This window comes from Massilia eurypsychrophila (genome assembly GCF_002760655.1).
In the GTDB taxonomy this organism is placed as follows: domain Bacteria; phylum Pseudomonadota; class Gammaproteobacteria; order Burkholderiales; family Burkholderiaceae_D; genus JAFCUW01.
Genome location: NZ_PDOC01000015.1, coordinates 15,844 through 31,042, shown reverse-complemented (window position 1 = coordinate 31,042; position 15,199 = coordinate 15,844). Strand labels below are relative to the sequence as shown.

Here is a 15,199-nt window from a genome sequence, read left to right as displayed (position 1 = left end):
ATGGCCGCCATGCTTGAAAAAATCAACGCGCCGATGGAACTGGAAACGAGCCTGCTCGACCAGATCGTCGAGCAAAGCCGGGTGGCCAAGTCGACCAGCGAACATGAGCGCGCACGCGACATCATCTCCGAACTGGTCAGCCAGGTCATGGACGGCACGGTCGTTATGTCGGACAATCTGTCGGCCACGCTCGACGCCCGCGTCGCGGAACTGGACCGCATGATCTCGATGCAGCTGTCGGCGGTGATGCACGCACCCGAATTCCAGAAGCTCGAACGCAGCTGGACCGGCCTGCAGTACCTGGTCAAGAACACCTCCGGCACCAACCAGCAGATCCGCATGATGAATGCGACCAAGAAGGAACTGGTCAAGAACTTCCAGTCGGCCCTCGAATTCGACCAGAGCGTGATCTTCAAGAAGGTCTACGAAGAAGAATTCGGCACTTTCGGCGGCGCCCCGTACGGCACCCTGATCGGCGACTTCGAGATCACCCGCCAGCCCGAAGACATCTATTTTCTCGAGCAGATGTCGCACGTGGCCGCGGCCAGCCACGCGCCGTTCATCACTGCCGCTTCGCCGGAGCTGTTCGGCATCGAGACTTACGGTGACCTTGGCAAGCCGCGCGACCTCGCCAAGGTGTTCGACACGGCCGAATACGCCAAGTGGAAGGCATTCCGCGAATCCGAGGACGCGCGCTATGTCGGCATCACGCTGCCGCGCTTTCTCGGTCGCCTGCCGTTCAACCCGGCCGACGGCATGACGGTCGACGGCTTCAACTTCGTCGAGGACGTCGATGGCACCGACCACCAGAAGTACCTGTGGTGTAACGCCGCCTACGCGTTCGCCAGCAAGCTGACGCGCGCCTTCGAGGATTTCGGCTGGTGCGCGGCGATCCGCGGCGTCGAGGGCGGCGGCCTGGTGGAAGACCTGCCGACCCACACCTTCAAGACCGACGAAGGCGAAGTGGCGCTGAAATGCCCGACCGAGCTGGCCATCACCGATCGCCGCGAGAAGGAACTGTCGGACCTGGGCTTCATCTCGCTGGTGCACTGCAAGAACACCTCGTACGCCGCGTTCTTCGGCGCGCAGTCGGCGCAAAAGGCGAAGAAGTACGCCAACGAGGCGGCCAATGCCAACGCGGTGCTGTCGTCGCAGCTGCAGTACATCTTCGCCGTGTCTCGCATCGCGCACTATATGAAGGCGATGATGCGCGACAAAATCGGCAGCTTCTCGGCCGCTTCCAGCGTCGAGGAGTTCCTCAACCGCTGGCTGACGCAGTACGTGCTGCTCGACGATAACGCCAGCCAGGAGCAGAAGGCGCAGTTCCCGCTGCGTGAAGCGAGCGTGCAGGTGATGGAAGTGCCGGGCCGGCCCGGCGTGTACCGCGCGGTGTCGTTCCTGCGTCCGCACTTCCAGCTCGACGAGCTGTCGGTGTCGCTGCGCCTGGTGGCGGAACTGCCGCAATCGACCAAAAACTAGAACCAGTCCCCCCATCCAACTAGGAGCGAAAAATGGCAATTGACGTATACCTGCAAATCGATGGCATCAAAGGCGAATCGACCGACGACAAGCACAAGGACTGGATCGAATGCAAATCGGTGACCTGGTCGGTGTCGCAGCCGAAGTCGGCGACCGCGTCGACCGGCGGCGGCCACACCGCCGAGCGCTGCGAGCACAGCGAGATCAGCATCTCCAAGCTGGCCGACCTGTCGACGCCGATCCTGCTGCAGACCTGCTCGTCGGGCAAGACGATCCCGAAGGCGAAGTTCGAATTCATGCGCGCCGACGGCAAGGGCGAGCGCATCAAGTACTTCGAGATCGAGCTGGAAAATGTGCTGATCGGCGACGTCAGCCCGGCGGTGGCGGAAGGCGACATCCTTACCGAGAGCATGGGCCTGAAGTTCTCCAAGGTGAAATGGAAGTACACCCAGCAGAAGGTCGGCGGCGGCTCGGGCGGCAACACTTCCGGCGGCTGGGACCTGGCCACCAACAAGGTGGTGTGACGGCGGTGTCGGCCAAAGGCTTCGCCCCCGGCCTGCTCGACCGCCTGTTCGGCGATCGACCGCAGGCCGGCGCCGGCGGCGCGCCGTCGACCGTCACGCGGCTGTCGATGGAACAGCTCAAGGACAGCGTCGCGCGCGACCTAGAAGCGCTGCTCAACACCCGGCTCGGCATCGCGCCAGACCTGCTGGACGACTATCCGGAAAGCCGCAAGTCGATCATCAGCTACGGCCTGATCGACTTCGCCGGCTTCTGCCTGTCCAGCACGGACGACCGCGCCGCCATTTGCGCCAGCCTGAAGGCAGCCATCGAGCAGCACGAGCCGCGCCTGAAGGCAGTGAGCGCGTCGCTCGAAATGGAGCAGGGCAGCGTCAACCGCCTCAACTTCGTCATCCACGCCACGCTGCAAGTCGATAAGTCGGCCGAGCCGGTCAACTTCAACGCGGTGCTGCAACCTTCGTCGCTGCACTACTCGATCAGCAAGGCGGCGCGCACCGTGCGCGCCTGAGTTGCCACCAGGAGGCCGTCATGGCTTACATTTCACCGCGCCTGGCGCTCGCCCTGGCGCTGCTGGCTCCCGCGTGCGCGGCCCTGTCGGCGCCGCTGGCGGCGTGCCCGCCGCAGCAGCGCCAGGGTAGCCAATCGGCGCTCCTCGACAGCGCCAGCGTATTCGACGGCACGCCCGACAACAGGGTGGAGCTGCCGCCCGATTTCGCCAGCCTGCAGTGGGACCTGGCGGTCGATCAGCAGGAAGCGCGCGCCCGCGGCGAAGCGATCCACCTGGTCTGCAAATACAAAGGCATCAAATCGACCGTCACCCTCAAGCTCGCGTACGAGGCCACGCTGTGCAAAGCGGAAGGCGTCAAGAACCGGACAGTGGTGTCCTGCAGCGCAGCGCCCAAGACAACAGATAAGGATTAATCGCGATGGACATCAATCTCAAAACGCTGATCGGAAAACTCAACGACTGCAGCCGCGCCGCCGCCAGCCGCGCCGCCGGCATCTGCGTCAGCCAGGGTCACTACGAGGTCGACATCGAACACCTGTTCCTGGCGCTGCTGGAGCAGCCCAACTGCGACTTCGCCTGCATCGCCCGTCAATGCGGCATCAGCGCGACCGGGATCGAGACCGATTTGCGCAACGAGATCAGCCGCTTTGCCAAAGGCAGCGCGCGCACGCCAGTATTTTCGCGCCACTTGCCGACGCTGCTCGAACACGCCTGGCTGATCGCCTCGCTGGGCGGCGGCGGACCGCACCAGATCCGCAGCGGCCACCTGCTGCTGGCACTGCTGACCGCGCCCGACCTGGCGCAACTGGCGCAGCGCGGCTCGAAGCTGTTCGCCCAGGTGCCGATTGACCGCCTGAAGCACGATTTCGACAAGCTCACGCGCAGTTCGGACGAAGCCGTTTTGAGCGCGCCGAGCGAGTCCGGCGGCGGCGATCCGGTGTCCGATCTGGAGCACGGCGGCGCGCACAAGACGCCGGCGCTCGATCAGTTCACCACCTGCCTGACGCAGCGCGCCCGCGACGGCAAGCTCGATCCGGTGATCGGACGCGACCCCGAGATCCGCCAGGCGATTGACATCCTGATGCGGCGCCGCCAGAACAACCCGATCCTGACGGGCGAAGCGGGGGTCGGCAAGACCGCGGTGGTCGAGGGCCTGGCGCTGCGCATCGCCAGCGGCGACGTGCCTGAAGTGCTGTGCGGCGTCGAGATCCATACGCTCGACATGGGCCTGCTGCAGGCCGGCGCCAGCGTCAAGGGCGAGTTCGAGAACCGCCTGAAGAACGTCATCGATGAAGTCAAGAAGAGCCCGCACGCGATCATCCTGTTCATCGACGAGGCGCACACGATGATCGGCGCCGGCGGCGCGGCCGGCCAGAACGACGCGGCCAACCTGCTGAAACCTGCGCTGGCGCGCGGCGAACTGCGCACCATCGCCGCCACCACCTGGGGCGAGTACAAGAAGTACTTCGAAAAGGATGCGGCACTGGCGCGGCGCTTCCAGGTCGTCAAGGTCGAGGAGCCGGACGAAGCGACCGCCTGCGCCATGCTGCGCGCGATGGCGCCGCTGATGGAAAAGCATTTCGGCGTGCGCGTCTACGACGACGCGATCGAAGAGGCGGTGCGGCTGTCGCACCGCTACATCAGCGGCCGCCAGCTGCCGGACAAGGCGATCAGCGTGCTCGATACCGCCTGCGCCAAGGTGGCGCTTGGCCAGAGCGCGACGCCGGCGCTGGTGGAAGCAGGGGGGCGCCTGCTCGAACGGATCGACGCCCAAGTGGCCGCCCTCACGCGCGAAGAGAGCGCCGGCGCCGACCACGCCGCCAAGCTGACCGCGCTGCGCGCCGAGCGCCGCGCCGCCGTCGAAGCGCAGCGCGACGTGCAAAAGCGCTGGCAGCAGGAACAGGCGATCAACAGCGAGATCCAGGCCCTGCGCAGCAGCATGGAACAAGGCGGCGGCGACGGCGCTCGGCTGCGCGGCCTGATCGAGCAACTGCGCACGGTGCAGGGCGAAGCGCCGCTGGTGCCGGTGCAGGTGGACGGCCACGTGGTGGCCGAAATCGTCGCCGGCTGGACCGGAATTCCGCTCGGGCGCATGGTCAAGGACGAAATCAGGATGGTGATGAACTTGCAGGGCCTGCTGGAAGAACGCATCCTCGGCCAGTCGCATGCCGGCGCCGTCGTGGCGCAGCGCGTGCGCACGGCGCGCGCCAACCTGGACGACCCGAACAAGCCGAAGGGCGTGTTCCTGTTCGTCGGCACCTCCGGCGTCGGCAAGACCGAGACGGCGCTGGCGCTGGCCGACCTGCTGTACGGCGGCGAACGCAAACTGATCACCATCAACATGAGCGAATACCAGGAGGCGCATAGCGTCTCGGGCCTGAAGGGATCTCCGCCGGGCTACGTCGGCTATGGCGAAGGCGGCGTGCTGACCGAGGCGGTGCGCCGCAATCCGTACAGCGTGGTGCTGCTCGACGAAGTCGAGAAGGCCCACCCCGACGTGCTCGAACTGTTCTTCCAGGTATTCGACAAGGGCGTGCTCGATGACGCCGAAGGCCGCCAGATAGACTTTCGCAACACCATCATCATCCTGACGTCGAACGCGGCGTCGTCGCAGATGATGCAGGCATGCCTGAACAAGTCGGCCTCCGAGATGCCCGATCCGACCCAGCTGGCCGCGATCATCCGCCCGCAACTGATGAAGCACTTCAAGCCGGCCTTCCTCGGCAGGCTGACGGTGGTGCCGTTCTATCCGATCGGCGACGAGGTGTTGGGCCGCATTATCCGCCTCAAGCTCGAGCGCATTCGCCGCCGCATCGACCAGAATCACCAGGCGCAGTTCGACTACGACGATGCACTGGTGAACGCGGTGCTGTCGCGCTGCACCGAAGTCGATTCGGGCGCCCGCAACGTCGATACGATCCTGAACGGCACGCTGCTGCCGGAGATCGCCGATTCGGTACTGGCCCGCATGGCCGAAGGCGGGGCGATCGCCCGCATCAAGGTCAGCGCCACCAAAGCCGGCAAATTCAAGTATGCGGTCGAGCCATGCTGAACATCGACGAACTGCTCGAACCGGTCAGCGACGCCAATCCTTGCGGCGAGGACCTGGCGTTTTCCAGCGAGCTCGATGCGATCGCCAAGGCGCGCCAGGCCGACGATCCGACGATCGAGCGGGGCGCCTGGGTCACCGCGCTGAAGGAAGCGGACTGGAAGTTCGTCGGCAGCGGCTGCACCAAACTGCTCAAGACGCGCAGCAAGGACCTGCGGCTGGCGGTCTGGCTGGCCGAGGCCAGCGCCAAGACGGGCGGCTTTCGCGGCCTCGGCGACGGCCTGCTGGTGGCCGCGGCGCTGTGCGAGCGCTATTGGGACACGCTGTATCCGCAGCCCGATGAAGGCAGCTTCGAGCAGCGGGTCGGCAACCTGTGCTGGATCGCCGCGCGCGCGCCGCAACTAGCGCGTGAAGTGGCGCTCACCGAAGGCGCCGGCAGCGCGTTTTCGCTGATCGACTTCGAGAGCGCACGCACGCGCAGCGCCGACGACGACGGGCCCGATGTCGACGCGGCGCGGCGCCGCACGTCGCGCGCGTTTTATCAGGCGCTGCTCGACGACACTGCCCACTGCGTGGCGGCGCTGGCCGAGCTGGAACGGGTGACGGACGAGAAGCTGGGCGCCGATGGACCCGGCTTCACGGCGGCGCGCGAGGCGTTGCACAACGTGATCCATTTCATTACGCCGTTCGCGCGCGAGGCGGGCGCCGGTGCGCAAGCGGCGGCCGCGAACTCCCCGGAGGCTCCGGTTGCAGCGCCAGCGGCGCCGGCGCAAGCGGTCGCCGTCGGCACCAGCGGGTCGCTGCAGTCGCGCGCGCAGGCACTGGCGCAGTTGCGCGCGGTGGCTGAATTTTTTCGTCGCACCGAGCCGCACAGCCCCGTCGCCTACTTGGCCGACAAGGCCGCCAACTGGGGCGAGCAGCCCTTGCACGTGTGGTTGCGCAGCGTGGTGAAGGACCAGACGGTGTTCGAACAGTTGGAGGAAATGCTGGGAGTGCAGGCAGCGCCCGGCTAATTGACCTCGTACACTGAACGCGGCGAACTTTGTCGCCGCGTTCGGGTCTGACACTATGTGTCAGACTTCTTCATGCACCATGCTTCAGGAGTCGTTGTTCTGCGCTGCCTTGCCGGCCGCCGCTACGCCATCACCCACCTGCGCGGTCGCCTTGGCGATCTGCTCCTCCACCGTCTGCACCGCCTGGCGCGTCGCCTTGGTCACCTGCTCGTAACCCTGGAAGGCGTTATCGATGGCGGTCTTGATGATCTCCACGGCATTCGGCTGGCCCGGCTTGACGTTTTGCGTGACGTCGTAGATCAGCGCGGTGAGTGCGCTTTTCGCTTCGGCGACATGGGCGTCGGCCGCCTGGGTGAACTCGGTGCGGATTTCGTCGATGATGACCTTCATCTGGTCGCGGTATTCGACCACGCCTTCCATGCCGGGCTTGGCCAGCGAGGCGGCGGCGGCCATGGCAGCCTTCGGATCCTTGGCCTGGCTGATCTCCTTGCCGGCCGCCATCGAGCCTTCGACCGAATTCTTGGCGGTCGCCAGATTGAGGGCGACGACCTGCTCGACGCCTTGCACCGCCTTGCTGGTCAAAGCGTTAAAGGTCATCATCTGCAGTTCAAACAGGGTCTTGGTGGCGGACGCAAATTGTTCGGGATTCGTAAACATTAACTTCTCCTCGGATTGGATGGATGCAACGGACTACCTTCCTAAATCTCCCCACTTTTGTCGGTCTATTATTTAGCAGGTGATAACTTTTCGCAATGGCTATCTTGATAGGGGCCGCTGGCCTTTTCCCAGCCGTGGCCGAGCGACGTCTGGGCACAGAATTGCTTGCCGTCGATCTTGCTGCGCCACTTGAACCAGGGCGCGGGCGCCGCCGCCAGCGCCGTACAGAGGCCGGCTATCAGCAACCCGCTTCCTATTGTTTTTCCTTTTCGCATTGGCTGAGCATAACTTGTTGGCGCTGCAAGTCAAGGGTGCGCGGGTTCCGGGCGCGCGGGCGCGGCCAGCGGCAGCAGCAGCGTGACGCTGGCGCCGGCGTCCGGGGCGCTGCGCAGTGCGATGCGTCCGCCGAGGACGCCGCTGACGATGTTGTGCGCCACGTGCAGGCCGAGGCCGGAGCGGCCGGCACCGCGGCGGGTGGTATAGAAGGGGTCGAAGGCGTGCGCCAGCACGTCCGGCGTCATGCCGGCGCCGCTGTCAGCGACCGTCACCGCGACCAGGTTGTCGGCGCGCATCTCGGCGGCGATGCGCACCGTGCCGCCGTGGCCGTCGGGGAAAGCGTGGGCGACGCAGTTCTCGAACAGCTCGGTGACCACCTGCGACAACGGCCCGGGGTAGCTATCCATCAGCAGGCCAGGTTCGAGCGCCAGGTCGATCCTGACCCGGGCGACCTTGGCGGCCACGCGCAGCGGCGCGGCGAGGTCCGACAGCAGTGCGGTGAGGTCGAACTGGCGGCGCTCCGAGCTGGCATGGTCGACCGCGATCTGCTTGAAGCCGGCGACCAAGGTGGCGGCGCGCTTGAGATTGCGCACCAGCAGTTCGCCGGCCTCGCCGGCGGTGGCCAGGTAGCGCGTCAGGTCGGAGCGGCGCAGGCCGTCGGCCATGCTGGTCTCGAGCGCACGGGTGCGTTCGGCCAGCGAACTGGCCACCACCAGGCTGTTGCCGATGGGTGTGTTCAGTTCGTGGGCGACGCCGGCCACCAGGGCGCCGAGCGCGGCCAGCTTGTCGCGCCGCACCAGTTCGTCCTGCGCCAGCGACAGCGTCTCGACGGCGCGGGTCAGTTCGGCGGTGCGCGCGGCGACCAGGTCCTCGAGGTGCTCGCGATGCAGGGCCAGTTCGCGTTCGCGGCGGGTGCGTTCGATGGCGATGCCGGCCAGGTGGCTGGCGACGTCGATCAGGTGCAGCTCCTCGCTAGTGGGGCTGCGCACCTCGCGGTAGTACATGGCGAACGAGCCGAGCACGTGCTGGCGGTCCGGCGCGATCGGCGTGGACCAGCAAGCGCGCAAGCCATGCGGCACGGCCAGCGCGCGGTACGGCGCCCAGCGCTCGTCGGTGAGGATGTCGGGCACGATGACGTTTTCGTTGCTGAACATCGCCTCGCCGCACGAGCCGACGCCGGGGCCGATCGACAGGCCGTCGAGCGCATTCATGAAGCCGGGCGGCAGATTCGGGGCGGAGGCCGGATGGACGGTGTGGCCGTCCTCGTCGAGCAGCAGCACCGAGCACAGCACGCCGTCGGACTGGCTCTCGACCAGCAGCACCAGGTTGTCGAGGATCTCGGCCAGCGGCGCGCCGCGGGCGACCAGTTCGAGCACGCGGGCCTGGCCTTCGCGCAGCTGGGCGGCGCGCAGGTTGCGCGAGATGTCGACCATGCGCACGTGCAGCAGGCGGCGGCCGGCAAGCGGCAACGCAATCATCAGCACTTCACAGGGGATGGCGGCGCCGGCGGCGGTGCGAAACGTCATGGCGAACAGGCCCTGGTGGCCCTCGAGGGCGCGGCCGGCCTCGGCCTGCAACAGCGACGCCGATGAGCGCCCGCCCGGCTGCTGGGCCGGATAGAGGTCGGCCAGCGGCGTGCGCAGCAGCGCATCGCGGCAAAGGCCCCACAAGCTCTCGGCTTTCGGGTTGGCATCGGCGATCATGCCGGCGTCGAAGTCGAACAGGGCGCTCGGATCCGGCGACTGCATCAGCATCGCATGGTAGTTCACCTGCAGCGAATTGTGGTCCATCGGCAGCCTCGCGAAGCGGCAATGCTGGCAGTGTAGTACAAAGCTGGCGGCAACGGCCTACAGCACGGGATAGCCTTCGTCGGCCAGCCGCGCGCGCACGATGGCGGGATCGGCGCTGGTGTCGACGGTGGCGGTGCGGGCGGCGATGTCGACCTGCACCTTGGCGGCGGGGTCGAGTTCGAGGACGGTGTCGGTGATGGCGCGGGCGCAATGGCCGCAGCTGATGGCCGGGATGCTGAAGGTGAGCACGTTTTTCTCCTGTGTATAAACGAAACACAGTAAGCATAACAAAACGCCGCCGCGATTTAAGAAAACGCTAAATCGATCGACCATAGCAAAACCGCATCCGTTTTGCCAAGGATGCGGCGTAAGGATCAGCTCCAAAGCAAAACGCCGCATCCCTTTTGCAAAGGATGCGGCGTTTTCAGGCTGCTGTCTATCCGGTAGTTTGGTGCCCACGGAGGGACTCGAACCCCCACACCCGAAGGCACATGGACCTGAACCATGCGCGTCTACCAATTCCGCCACGTGGGCACTGCTACTGCTTCTACTGGACCAACCAAAACACATTTACTACAAACTAAAACGCCGCAATCTTTACAACGATCACGGCGCAGTAGGTGATACTTGCGGAAATAAATCCGGTAGTTGGTGCCCACGGAGGGACTCGAACCCCCACACCCGAAGGCACATGGACCTGAACCATGCGCGTCTACCAATTCCGCCACGTGGGCAATGTTACTAATCAGCGTTGCCGCCGACTTCTGCTATCATACTAGCCTTTGGAGTTTTGCGCCAGACTAACTTTCGTTACCCTCGGTGCTTTATGCCGGTGCCAGTACTCTGCTTTCTCTCGCTGTGGCTTGGTGCCGCCGCGAAAGACCGAAATTATAGCGGATCAATTTGAAATGTCAAAGCTCCCCACCAAGTATTTTCGGAGCACGGCACGTTAGGCGAAATGTAGTGTCCTCCGTTACACTACGCGTACCGACGTGTCAATCAAACCAACGTGTCAGTCATGCGGAACGGCATCCCGCAAGCGCTGTCAAAAACAATTATTGAAGACGATTTGAACCAACCTACACATACCATCCCTAGCCGCGAGGAAATTCTCGGCATCTTCCGCGACGCACAGTCCCCGCTCGACGCAGCAGCCCTGGCGCGCGCCCTCAAGGTCGATCCCGACGCGGTGGAAGTGCTGTCGCGTCGCCTGAACGCGATGGCGCGCGACGGCCAGATCCTTTCCGACAAGACCGGCATGTTCGAGCTGGCCGACCACACCGGCTTCGTCGCCGGCAAGGTCAGCGCGCACCGCGACGGCTTCGGCTTCGTCATTCCCGACGAGCCGGGCGAGGACCTGTTCCTGTCCGACAAAGAAATGCAGAAAGTGCTGCATGGCGACCGCGTGCTGGCGAAAGTGACCGGCACCGACCGCCGCGGGCGCCAGGAAGGCACCATCGTCGAAGTGGTGTCGCGCGCCAACAGCCACGTCATCGGCCGCCTGCTCAACGAAAACGGCGTCTGGCTGATCGCGCCCGAAGACAAGCGCATCGGTCAGGACATCCTGGTCGCCGGCTCGCCTGGCAAGGCGAAAGCCGGCCAGATCGTCAGCGTCGAGCTGGTCGACCAGCCGTCGCGCTTCAAGCAGCCGACCGGCACCATCGTCGAAGTGCTCGGCGACCTGGACGATCCCGGCATGGAGATTGAAATTGCCGTGCGCAAGTTCGGCGTGCCGCACATCTTCTCGGCCGCGGCCCTGAAGTCGGCCGCCAAGCTGCCGGCCGAAGTGCGCGATGCCGACCTGGAAGAGCGGGTCGACCTGCGCGACGTGCCGTTAGTGACGATCGACGGCGAAGACGCGCGCGACTTCGACGACGCGGTGTACTGCGAGCCGGTCAACATCGACGGCGACAATTGCTTCCGCCTGCTCGTCGCCATTGCCGACGTCAGCCACTACGTCAAGCCGAACGACGCGCTCGACGTCGACGCGCTCGAGCGCAGCACGTCGGTGTACTTCCCGCGCCGCGTGATCCCGATGCTGCCGGAAAAGCTGTCGAACGGCCTGTGCTCGCTGAACCCCGCGGTCGACCGCCTGACCCTGGTATGCGACATGGTGGTCTCGTCGACCGGTGAAGTGACCGCCTACCAGTTCTATCCGGCAGTGATCCATTCGGCCGCGCGCCTGACCTACAACGAAGTGGCCGACATCCTGGCCAACACGGCAGGTCCCGAAGCGCAGCGCCGCCCGGCCATCGTGCCGCACCTGCTGAACCTGAACGACGTGTATCACGCGTTGAACAAGGCGCGCCACGTGCGCGGCGCGATCGACTTCGACACCACCGAAACCTACATCGTCTGCAATGCGCTCGGCAAGATCGAGAAGATCATCCCGCGCACCCGCAACGACGCGCACAAGCTGATCGAAGAGTGCATGCTGTCGGCCAACGTGTGCGCGGCCGACCTGCTGATTCGCCACAAGCATCCGGGCACCTACCGCATCCACGCGTCGCCGACCGAAGAGAAGCTGGCGCAGGTGCGCACGTTCCTGCAGCAAGTGGGCCTGAACCTGGGCGGCGGCGACAAGCCGAGCGCGAACGACTACGCCGTGCTGATGAAGCAGGTCAAGGAGCGTCCCGACGCGCAGCTGCTGCAAACCATGCTGCTGCGCTCGATGCAGCAGGCGGTCTACAGCCCCGACAACATCGGCCACTTCGGCCTGGCGTACGAGGCGTATGCCCACTTCACCAGCCCGATCCGCCGCTACCCTGACTTGCTGACGCACCGCGCCATCAAGGCCATCTTGCTGGGCAAGAAGTACGAGCCGAAAGGCATCGAACTGGCCGGCCTGAACACGACCGTGTCGAACGCGACGCGCAAGAAGCAGGCGAAGGACAAGGCCAAGGGCACGCAAAAGCAAGAGAAGGACATGACGATCTGGGACGCCCTTGGCGTTCACTGTTCGGCCAACGAGCGGCGCGCCGATGAAGCCTCGCGCGACGTCGAAGCCTGGCTCAAGTGCTACTTCATCAAGGACAAGCTGGGCGAAGAATTCACCGGCGTGGTGTCGGGCGTGACCACCTTCGGCATCTTCGTGCAGCTCGATGCGCTGTACGTCGAAGGCCTGGTCCACATCACCGAACTGGGCACCGATTTCTTCCAGTACGACGATGCACGCCATGAACTGCGCGGCGAGCGCACCGGCAAGCGCTACCAGCTGACCGACCGCGTCACCGTCAAGGTGGCCCGCGTTGACCTGGAAGCGCGCAAGATCGACCTGGTGCTCGCCGGCGGCGCCGACGAGGTATCCGGCGTCGGCATGCCGAAGAGCAGTGCGGCAAAGGCGCAGGAAGCCAAGCCGGCCAAGTCGCGCAAGACCGGCGGCGGCGACAATTCGTCGCGCTACGAGCTCGACGAGAGCGTCGGCAGCGCGCCGGCCAAACGATCGAAGAGTGGGACGTCCGCCGGCAAGGCGCCGTCCCGTCCAGCAAAGACAGCAAGCAAGACCAGCAAGAAGAAGCGATCACAATGAAGAATAAAATGATTTTCGGGTTCCACGCGGTAACGTCGCGCTTGCGTCATGAGGCGTCGTCGGTGGAAGAGATCTTTGTCGATGCAACGCGGCAAGATGGCCGCATGCACGACCTGATCGCCGCCGCCAAGGCAGTCGGCGTGCGTGTGATGCCGGTCGATTCGGCGCGCCTCGACAAGATCGTCGGCACCCGCCGCCACCAGGGCGTGATCGCGTTCGCCAGCCAGCTGTCGCTGGCGCGCAACCTTGACGAATTGCTCGATGCGGTCGATGGCCCGCCGCTGCTGCTCATTCTCGATGGCATCACCGATCCGCACAACCTCGGCGCCTGCCTGCGGGTGGCCGACGGCGTCGGCGCGCACGCCGTCATCGTGCCGAAGGACCGTGCAGTGGGCCTGAACGCCACCGCCGCCAAGGTTGCCAGCGGCGCCGCCGAGACGGTGCCGTACATCACGGTGACGAACCTTGCGCGCACCATGCGTGAGCTGAAGGAACGCGACATCTTGCTGATCGGCACAACTGATGATGCCGACAAGGGCTTGTACGAAGCCGACTTCACCGGGCCTGCCGCGCTGGTGATGGGTTCGGAAGGCGAGGGCATGCGCCGGCTGACGCGCGAGACGTGCGACGTGCTGGTCGGCATCCCGATGTTCGGCTCGGTCGAAAGTTTGAACGTGTCGGTCGCGTCCGGCGTGTGCCTGTACGAGGCGCGTCGCCAGCGCCTGGCGCGCGAAGCTTAAGCCACTGGCCTTGATGACGTCGTCCTCGCGTACGCGAGGATGACTGTCTCACGGGTAACGGTTTCGGTAAGCAGCTCAGCCTGCCGGAATTGACCCCTCGTAAGCGGCCATGGATCGAATGCGCTACCATGGCCACATCGCAACTGTCTGTTCCCTCCCAATGTTTCCCAATCTCAGCGACGACATCAAAAGCATCATTGCCCGCGATCCCGCGGCGCGCAACGGCTTCGAAGTGTTCACCTGCTACCCCGGGTTCCAGGCGATCATGATGCACCGCTGGGCGCACGCGTGCTGGATCAACCAGCTCAAGTGGATCGGCCGCTTCATCTCGTACCTGGCGCGCATCATCACCGGCATCGAAATCCATCCGGGCGCGACCATCGGGCACCGCGTCTTCATCGATCACGGCTTCGGCGTGGTGATCGGCGAAACGGCGATCGTCGGCGACGACTGCACCATCTACCAGGGCGTCACGCTGGGCGGCACCTCGCTCACCAGCGGCGCCAAGCGCCACCCCACGCTCGAGCGCGGCGTCATCATCGGCGCCGGCGCCCAGGTGCTCGGTTCGTTCACGGTCGGCGAGTACGCCAAGATCGGCTCGAACGCGGTGGTGGTCAAGCCAGTGCCGGCCGGCGCCACCGCGGTCGGCAATCCGGCCCACATCGTGCGCAAGGATGAAAGCGGCCGCAGCGCCCACTTGTTCGCCGCCTACGGCGTGACGCCAAACGGCGACGACCCGTTGACCAAAGCGCTGCACCGCTTGATCGACCATGCCGCCCGCCAGGACGAGCAGATCGAACGTATGATGGCGGTCATGCAGGAAGCCGGGCTGTGCTGTCCCGCGATGGCCGAAGGCGACAAGATCGACACGATACAACTGAACCGGATGGTGGAATAAGGAATGATGGATGACCAATGAATCTGGCGGCGACGCCTTGCTCGACCCGTTTGAAGTGCGCGTGCTGGCGGTGCTGGCCGAAAAAGAAGCGCTGACGCCGGACAACTATCCGCTGTCGCTGAACACGCTGACCAATGGCTGCAACCAGCTGTCGAGCCGCGACCCGGTGATGCAGCTGTCGGAGGAAACGGTGCAGGATGTGCTGCAGCGGCTGATGCAGCGAAAGTTCGTCAACGGCATCACCCAGGCCGGCGCCCGCGTGACGAAGTACGAGCACCGGATGCGCATCAAGTGGACGCTCGAGCAGGACAAGATGGCGGTGCTGACGATCCTGATGCTGCGCGGCCTGCAGACGGCCGGCGAGATCCGCACCCGCAGCGGCCGGCTGCAGGAGTTCAAGTCGGTGGCCGACGTCGAATCGTGCCTGCAGTTCCTGATCGACAAATACCCGCCGCTGGTGGCACGCCTGGCGCTGGCGCCCGGCGCCAAGGAGCCGCGCTACGGCCAGTTGCTCAGCGGCGACGCCGCGCTGGCGCAGCAGGAGTCGGCGTTCGGATCCGTGTCGGCGCCGGCGCAGGGCAGCAGGGTGGCGCAGCTGGAGCAGGAAGTGGCGGCGCTGCGCGGCGAGGTCGACGACCTGAAGGCGCAGTTCGACTCATTCAGAAAGCAGTTCGAATAGCAAAACGCCCCGGACCTCGGGGCGTTTCTTCATCCAAAGAACAGGTGTCAGGTCTGACA

Annotated in this window: 14 protein-coding genes and 2 tRNA genes; 10 read left to right on the top strand and 6 right to left on the bottom strand. The window is 65.1% G+C overall.

Annotated elements, in window-relative coordinates; genetic code table 11:
* From tssC to tssA, 6 genes are read left to right on the top strand one after another with little or no spacing between them, the layout of a single operon-like run.
* Entirely contained in the window at positions 1–1,479 is a 1,479-nt protein-coding gene (gene tssC / locus CR105_RS19740) for a type VI secretion system contractile sheath large subunit (RefSeq protein ID WP_099791352.1), read from the top strand.
* 32 nt (positions 1,480–1,511) lie between these two features.
* The gene (locus tag CR105_RS19735; protein WP_099791350.1) at positions 1,512–2,003 is read left to right on the top strand and encodes an Hcp family type VI secretion system effector; all 492 of its coding nucleotides are present in this window, start codon (positions 1,512–1,514) and stop codon (positions 2,001–2,003) included.
* Positions 2,000–2,509 carry a type VI secretion system baseplate subunit TssE gene (gene tssE / locus CR105_RS19730; protein WP_229414024.1) on the top strand — a complete coding sequence of 170 codons (510 nt, stop codon included), beginning with the start codon at positions 2,000–2,002 and terminating at the stop codon, positions 2,507–2,509. Before CR105_RS19735 ends, tssE begins: the two co-directional genes overlap by 4 nt.
* A 20-nt stretch (positions 2,510–2,529) precedes the next feature.
* Positions 2,530–2,922, top strand: a complete 393-nt coding sequence (locus CR105_RS19725; protein ID WP_099791346.1) for an STY0301 family protein — start codon at positions 2,530–2,532, stop codon at positions 2,920–2,922.
* A gap of 5 nt (positions 2,923–2,927) precedes the next feature.
* Positions 2,928–5,561 (top strand): type VI secretion system ATPase TssH, encoded by a 2,634-nt coding sequence (gene tssH / locus CR105_RS19720; protein WP_099791344.1) that lies wholly within the window; start codon positions 2,928–2,930, stop codon positions 5,559–5,561.
* A complete protein-coding gene (gene tssA, locus CR105_RS19715) occupies positions 5,555–6,571 on the top strand; it encodes a type VI secretion system protein TssA (RefSeq protein WP_099791342.1) in 1,017 nt (338 codons plus the stop codon). The genes tssH and tssA overlap by 7 nt, the downstream gene beginning before the upstream one ends.
* Positions 6,572–6,655: 84 nt before the next feature.
* On the opposite strand, the gene phaP is transcribed toward tssA, so the two are convergent.
* The 6 genes from phaP to CR105_RS19685 form a co-directional block, all read right to left on the bottom strand.
* Complete coding sequence (gene phaP, locus CR105_RS19710; protein ID WP_099791340.1) at positions 6,656–7,228, bottom strand: TIGR01841 family phasin; 573 nt, start codon at positions 7,226–7,228, stop codon at positions 6,656–6,658.
* 68 nt (positions 7,229–7,296) lie between these two features.
* Positions 7,297–7,473, bottom strand: a complete 177-nt coding sequence (locus tag CR105_RS19705; RefSeq protein WP_229414023.1) for a hypothetical protein — start codon at positions 7,471–7,473, stop codon at positions 7,297–7,299.
* Positions 7,474–7,533: 60 nt separating this feature from the next.
* Positions 7,534–9,294, bottom strand: a complete 1,761-nt coding sequence (locus CR105_RS19700; protein WP_229414022.1) for an ATP-binding protein — start codon at positions 9,292–9,294, stop codon at positions 7,534–7,536.
* A 57-nt stretch (positions 9,295–9,351) separates the two neighbouring features.
* Positions 9,352–9,543 (bottom strand): heavy-metal-associated domain-containing protein, encoded by a 192-nt coding sequence (locus CR105_RS19695; protein WP_229414021.1) that lies wholly within the window; start codon positions 9,541–9,543, stop codon positions 9,352–9,354.
* Between the two features lie 200 nt (positions 9,544–9,743).
* A tRNA-Leu gene (locus tag CR105_RS19690) sits at positions 9,744–9,828 on the bottom strand.
* Positions 9,829–9,943: 115 nt separating this feature from the next.
* Positions 9,944–10,028: transfer RNA gene (locus CR105_RS19685), tRNA-Leu, on the bottom strand.
* Between the two features lie 335 nt (positions 10,029–10,363).
* Between CR105_RS19685 and rnr the strand changes: the two genes are divergently transcribed.
* From rnr to CR105_RS19665, 4 genes are all read left to right on the top strand, one after another.
* A complete protein-coding gene (rnr, locus tag CR105_RS19680) occupies positions 10,364–12,823 on the top strand; it encodes a ribonuclease R (RefSeq protein ID WP_099791502.1) in 2,460 nt (819 codons plus the stop codon).
* Positions 12,820–13,563 carry a 23S rRNA (guanosine(2251)-2'-O)-methyltransferase RlmB gene (rlmB, locus tag CR105_RS19675; RefSeq protein ID WP_099791334.1) on the top strand — a complete coding sequence of 248 codons (744 nt, stop codon included), beginning with the start codon at positions 12,820–12,822 and terminating at the stop codon, positions 13,561–13,563. Before rnr ends, rlmB begins: the two co-directional genes overlap by 4 nt.
* Positions 13,564–13,723: 160 nt before the next feature.
* A complete protein-coding gene (cysE, locus tag CR105_RS19670) occupies positions 13,724–14,461 on the top strand; it encodes a serine O-acetyltransferase (protein ID WP_099791332.1) in 738 nt (245 codons plus the stop codon).
* A gap of 10 nt (positions 14,462–14,471) precedes the next feature.
* Positions 14,472–15,140 carry a YceH family protein gene (locus tag CR105_RS19665; protein WP_099791330.1) on the top strand — a complete coding sequence of 223 codons (669 nt, stop codon included), beginning with the start codon at positions 14,472–14,474 and terminating at the stop codon, positions 15,138–15,140.
* The last annotated feature ends 59 nt before the right edge of the window (positions 15,141–15,199 follow it).